Source organism: Halorhodospira neutriphila (assembly GCF_016584055.1).
Lineage (GTDB): Bacteria > Pseudomonadota > Gammaproteobacteria > Nitrococcales > Halorhodospiraceae > Halorhodospira > Halorhodospira neutriphila.
Genome location: NZ_NRSH01000143.1, coordinates 1 through 5,147 on the forward strand (window position 1 = coordinate 1; position 5,147 = coordinate 5,147).

A 5,147-nucleotide genomic window follows, 5' to 3' on the forward strand; every position below is an offset into this window, starting at 1 on the left:
TCTACGCCCTGGCCCGCCGGCGCCTGGCCCGCGCCGGCGTGGCGCGGGTAGCCGGCGGCGCCTGGTGCACGTACGCTGCCCGGGAGTGGCTCTTCTCCCACCGTCGCGACGGGGGCCGCACCGGGCGCATGGCGACCCTGGTCTACCGCGCGCCGCGGTAGAGGCGCCATTGGGCTGGTCGAGCGTAGGAGCGCGCTGATGTCGGATCCCCTCTCCCCCGGGCCGAGCGCCCGGGACCACGTGCTGGTCGTCGAGGACAGCCGGTCGGTGGCGGCGCTGCTCGCCGGCCGGATCGAGAGCGAGCTGGGCCTGCGCACGGTGGCCGCCGGCAGCCGGGCGCAGGCCCGGGAGGCGCTCGCCGAGTACGGCGGGCGCTTCGTCGCCGCGGTCCTCGACCTCCACCTGCCGGACGCCCCCGACGGCGAGGTGGTCGGCGATATCGTCAGCCAGGAGGCGCTGCCCGCCCTGGTGCTCACCGCCGGCATCGAGGACGACCTGCGCGACCGGCTGATCCGCTCGGGGGTCTGCGACTACGTGGTCAAGACCGCCCCGGACGCCGTCGAGACGGTCCTGGCGGGGATCCGGCGCATCCACCGCAACCAGGGCGTCGGCGTGCTGGTGGTCGACGACTCGCGCACGGCGCGGGCCTACCTCGTCGAGCTGCTCAGCCGCTGGGGCTACCGCTGCTACCAGGCCGGCGGCGGCGAGGACGCCCTGAAGGCGGTCGAGCAGGCGCAGAGCCGTATCCGCCTGGTGCTCTGCGACCAGAACATGCCGGGCATGGACGGCGAGACCCTCATCCGCCGGCTCCGGCAGCACTACCCGCCGCAGCGGCTCGGGATCATCGGCGTCAGCTCCCACGGCTCGGGGATCCTCTCGGCGCGGCTGCTCAAGGCCGGGGCCAACGACTTCCTCACCCGTCCCTTCCTCGAGGAGGAGCTCAGCGTCCGCGTCAACCTCAACGTCGACCTGCTCGAGCTGCTGCGCGAGGCCGAGTCGAACGCCCGCTGCGATCCGCTGACCGGGCTGTCCAACCGGCGCTACCTCGACGAGCTCGCTGAGCAGCTCGCCGAGACCGGCCGGCGGACGCTGCAGCCGCTCGCGGCGGTGGTCGTCGACCTCGACCACTTCAAGGCGATCAACGACCGGGTCGGCCACTTCGGCGGCGACGCCCTGCTCCAGGCCGCGGCGGACCTGCTCCGCCGGACGGTGCGCCGCGCCGATGTCCTGGTGCGCGCCGGCGGCGAGGAGTTCTACGTCGTCACCCTCGGGCTCGACAGCGCCGGCGCCGCGGCGCTCGGCGAGCGCATCCGCAGCGGCATCGAGCTGCTCGAGGTGGGCCACGGCGGCGAGGACCTGGCGGTCACCGCCAGCGTCGGCGTGGCCAGCCTCGACGGCGGCAGCGTCGAGGCGGTCCTCGAGGCGGCGGACCGGGCGATGTACGCGGCCAAGGAGGCCGGCCGCAACCGCGTGGTCAGCGCCGCCGACCTGGCGGATTGAAAACCGTCACGGGCTCCCCCACTTTTCTCCTTAGGAGCGGGCGGCGCCGGGCGGCGCCGCCCCGGGGAATTCGCCCGATCGAGGGTCCGGAGGCGTCGAACCATGCGGATGGATAAGCTCACCACCAAGTTCCAGATGGCCATCGCCGACGCGCAGAGCGTGGCGGTGGGTCGCGACCACCAGTTCATCGAGCCGGCCCACCTGATGCTGGCCCTGCTCGACCAGGAGGGCGGGGGCACCCGCTCGCTGCTGCAGCAGGCCGGCGTGAGCACCAGCAAGCTGCGCTCGCAGCTCGGCGAGCTGCTCGAGCAGATCCCGCAGGTCTCCGGGGCCGGCGGGCAGGTCCACCTCTCCAACGAGCTCGGCCGGCTGCTCAACCTCACGGACAAGCTCGCGCAGCGGCGCAAGGACCAGTACCTCTCCAGCGAGCTCTTCGTGCTCGCCGTCCTCGACGACGGCAAGAGCAAGCTCGCCGAGGCCCTGCGCCAGGCCGGCGCCACCAAGGAGGCCGTCGAGCGGGCCGTCGAGCAGGTCCGCGGCGGCCAGTCGGTGGACGACCCCAACGCCGAGGAGCAGCGCCAGGCGCTGGAGAAGTACACCATCGACCTGACCGAGCGCGCCGAGCAGGGCAAGCTCGACCCGGTCGTCGGCCGCGACGACGAGATCCGCCGCACCATCCAGGTCCTCCAGCGCCGGACCAAGAACAACCCCGTGCTCATCGGCGAGCCGGGCACCGGCAAGACCGCCATCGTCGAGGGCCTCGCCCAGCGCGTGGTCAACGGCGAGGTGCCCGAGGGGCTCAAGGACAAGCGCGTCCTCTCCCTCGACCTCGGCTCGCTGCTCGCCGGCGCCAAGTACCGCGGCGACTTCGAGGAGCGGCTCAAGGGGCTGCTCAAGGAGCTCGGCCAGCAGGAGGGGCAGATCATCCTGTTCATCGACGAGCTCCACACCATCGTCGGCGCCGGCAAGGCCGAGGGCGCCATGGACGCCGGCAACATGCTCAAGCCGGCCCTCGCCCGCGGCGAGCTGCACTGCATCGGCGCCACCACCCTCGACGAGTACCGCCAGCACATCGAGAAGGACGCCGCCCTCGAGCGGCGCTTCCAGATGGTGCTCGTCGACGAGCCGAGCGTCGAGGACACGGTGGCGATCCTGCGCGGGCTCAAGGAGCGCTACGAGGTCCACCACGGCGTGGAGATCACCGACCCGGCCATCGTCTCGGCGGCGACGCTCTCGCACCGCTACATCACCGACCGCAACCTGCCGGACAAGGCCATCGACCTCATCGACGAGGCGGCCTCGCGGATCCGCCAGGAGATCGACTCCAAGCCGGAGTCCATGGACCGGCTCGAGCGGCGGCTGATCCAGCTCAAGATCGAGCGCGAGGCGCTCAAGAACGAGGGGGACGAGGCCTCGAAGAAGCGCCTCGCCACCCTCGAGGAGCAGATCGCCGAGCTCGAGCAGGAGTACCAGAGCCTCGAGGAGATCTGGAACTCCGAGAAGGCCGCCGTCGAGGGGACGCAGTCGATCAAGGAGGAGCTCGAGCGCGCCCGCCAGGAGGTGGAGACGGCCCGGCGCGCCGGCGACCTGCACCGCATGTCCGAGCTGCAGTACGGGCGCATCCCCGAGCTCGAGCGCCAGCTCGACATGGCCTCCCAGGCGGACATGCACGACATGAAGCTGCTGCGCAACCGGGTCACCGACGAGGAGATCGCCGAGGTCGTCTCCAAGTGGACCGGCATCCCCGTCGCCAAGATGCTCGAGGGCGAGCGCGACAAGCTCCTGCGCATGGAGGAGGCCCTGCACCAGCGGGTGGTCGGCCAGGACGAGGCGGTCAGCGCCGTGGCCAACGCCATCCGCCGCTCCCGGGCCGGGCTCGCCGACGCCAACCGGCCCAACGGCTCGTTCCTCTTCCTCGGGCCGACGGGCGTGGGCAAGACCGAGCTGTGCAAGGCCCTCGCCGAGTTCCTCTTCGACACCGAGGAGGCGATGGTGCGCATCGACATGTCGGAGTTCATGGAGAAGCACTCCGTGTCCCGGCTCATCGGCGCGCCGCCGGGGTACGTCGGCTACGAGGAGGGCGGCTACCTCACCGAGCACGTCCGGCGCAAGCCGTACTCGGTGATCCTCCTCGACGAGGTGGAGAAGGCCCACGCCGACGTCTTCAACATCCTCCTGCAGGTGCTCGACGACGGCCGGCTGACGGACAGCCACGGCCGGACCGTGGACTTCCGCAACACGGTCATCGTCATGACCTCGAACCTCGGCTCGGAGATCGTCCAGGGCATGGCCGGCGAGGCCGAGGCGGACTACCAGCGCATGCGCTCGTCGGTCATGGAGATCGTCGGCACCCAGTTCCGCCCGGAGTTCGTCAACCGCATCGACGAGGTGGTGGTCTTCCGGCCGCTGTCGCGCGAGCAGATCCGCGCCATCACCGAGGTGCAGGTCGGCTACCTCAGCGAGCGCCTCGCCGACCGCGACATGAGCCTCGAGCTCAGCGCCGCGGCCCTGGACAAGATCGGCGAGGCCGGCTTTGACCCGGTCTACGGCGCCCGGCCGCTCAAGCGCGTCATCCAGAGCCAGGTGGAGAACACCCTGGCCCGGGAGATGCTCGAGGGCCGCTTCGGCCCGGGCGACCGCATCCGGGTGGATGTGCGCGACGGCGAGTTCGTCTTCGAGCGCGAGCCGGCGGCCGTCGAGGGCGAGGTCGTCGGCGAGGAGGCGGCGGGCTAGCCCCGCCGCTCGGCGGCGGTCATCCGCAGCAGGGCGCGGTCGAGCCAGCGGGTCGGCAGGCCGCGCCGGAGCGCGGCGATCAGGTAGGTCGGCAGCGTGACGTAGTAGCGCGGCTTCGGCCGCGGGTCCTCGAGGGCCCGGATGAGCTTGGCGGCGACGGCCTCGGGGCCGAGGGTCAGCGGCGTCGCCGGGCCCATCGCCAGCCGCTTCCGCGAGAACGCCCACCGCGCCTTCCGCGAGCGCATCGACGCCGCCGCCCGGATCGAGCCGCTATCGCGCAGGTCGAGCGGCAGCGCCGCGGTGAAGCCCGCCGCGGCGAGGCGCTCGACGTCCGCCTGGCGGCGGGCCGTGGCCACCACGCGCCAGCCCCGGCGGGCGAGGGCGTGGGCGGCGGCGTAGCCGATGCCGCTCGAGCAGCCGGTGATGAGCACGCTCGGCGGGCGGGGCGCTTGCGGGTCGGCCGGGGCCATGGCCCCTTACCCTACAGGCGCACGGCGGGCTCGGCCAGGCGCCGGCGGCGCGCCCCCGCTGGCCTGGCCCGTCGGCCCGCTCCGCCAGGGGACTCGGCCGCCCCCGCTCTTGTATCCTGCCGTCTGCGCCCTTATATCGATATCGGTCGGCGTACCCGATTCCCCGAACGACACCCCCACCCACCTTAGGGAGGAGCGAGCCCATGCCCATCTACGAGTACCAGTGCCGCAGCTGCGGGCACCGCGAGGAGGCCATCCAGGCGATCGCCGACGAGCCGCTCACCGATTGCCCCGCCTGCGGCGCGGCGGCGCTCAAGCGGGTGCCCTCGGCGGTCGCCTTCCGGCTCAAGGGCGGCGGCTGGTACGAGACCGACTTCAAGTCCGGCAACCGCCGCAACGTCGCCGAGGGCGGCGGCGAGTCGAGCGCCTCCGCCTCGGGGGGCG

The 5,147-nt window shown here is 72.6% G+C and carries 5 protein-coding genes; 4 read left to right on the plus strand and 1 reads right to left on the minus strand.

Going from position 1 to position 5,147, the window contains the following annotated elements; genetic code table 11:
- Positions 1-8: 8 nt before the first annotated feature.
- The 3 genes from CKO13_RS10425 to clpB all read left to right on the plus strand — a co-directional run bounded on the left by CKO13_RS10425 (position 9) and on the right by clpB (position 4,233).
- A complete protein-coding gene (locus CKO13_RS10425) occupies positions 9-161 on the plus strand; it encodes a laccase domain-containing protein (RefSeq protein ID WP_420827067.1) in 153 nt (50 codons plus the stop codon).
- Between the two features lie 37 nt (positions 162-198).
- The gene (locus CKO13_RS10430) at positions 199-1,500 is read left to right on the plus strand and encodes a diguanylate cyclase (protein WP_200260587.1); all 1,302 of its coding nucleotides are present in this window, start codon (positions 199-201) and stop codon (positions 1,498-1,500) included.
- 102 nt (positions 1,501-1,602) lie between these two features.
- Complete coding sequence (gene clpB, locus CKO13_RS10435) at positions 1,603-4,233, plus strand: ATP-dependent chaperone ClpB (RefSeq protein WP_200260590.1); 2,631 nt, start codon at positions 1,603-1,605, stop codon at positions 4,231-4,233.
- Here the strand turns inward: clpB and CKO13_RS10440 are convergent.
- Positions 4,230-4,703, minus strand: a complete 474-nt coding sequence (locus tag CKO13_RS10440) for an SDR family NAD(P)-dependent oxidoreductase (protein ID WP_200260593.1) — start codon at positions 4,701-4,703, stop codon at positions 4,230-4,232. The two genes, clpB and CKO13_RS10440, sit on opposite strands and share 4 nt — an antisense overlap.
- A gap of 203 nt (positions 4,704-4,906) precedes the next feature.
- Between CKO13_RS10440 and CKO13_RS10445 the strand changes: the two genes are divergently transcribed.
- Positions 4,907-5,147: FmdB family zinc ribbon protein (locus CKO13_RS10445; RefSeq protein WP_200260596.1), on the plus strand; the 241-nt coding region annotated here is incomplete at its 3' end.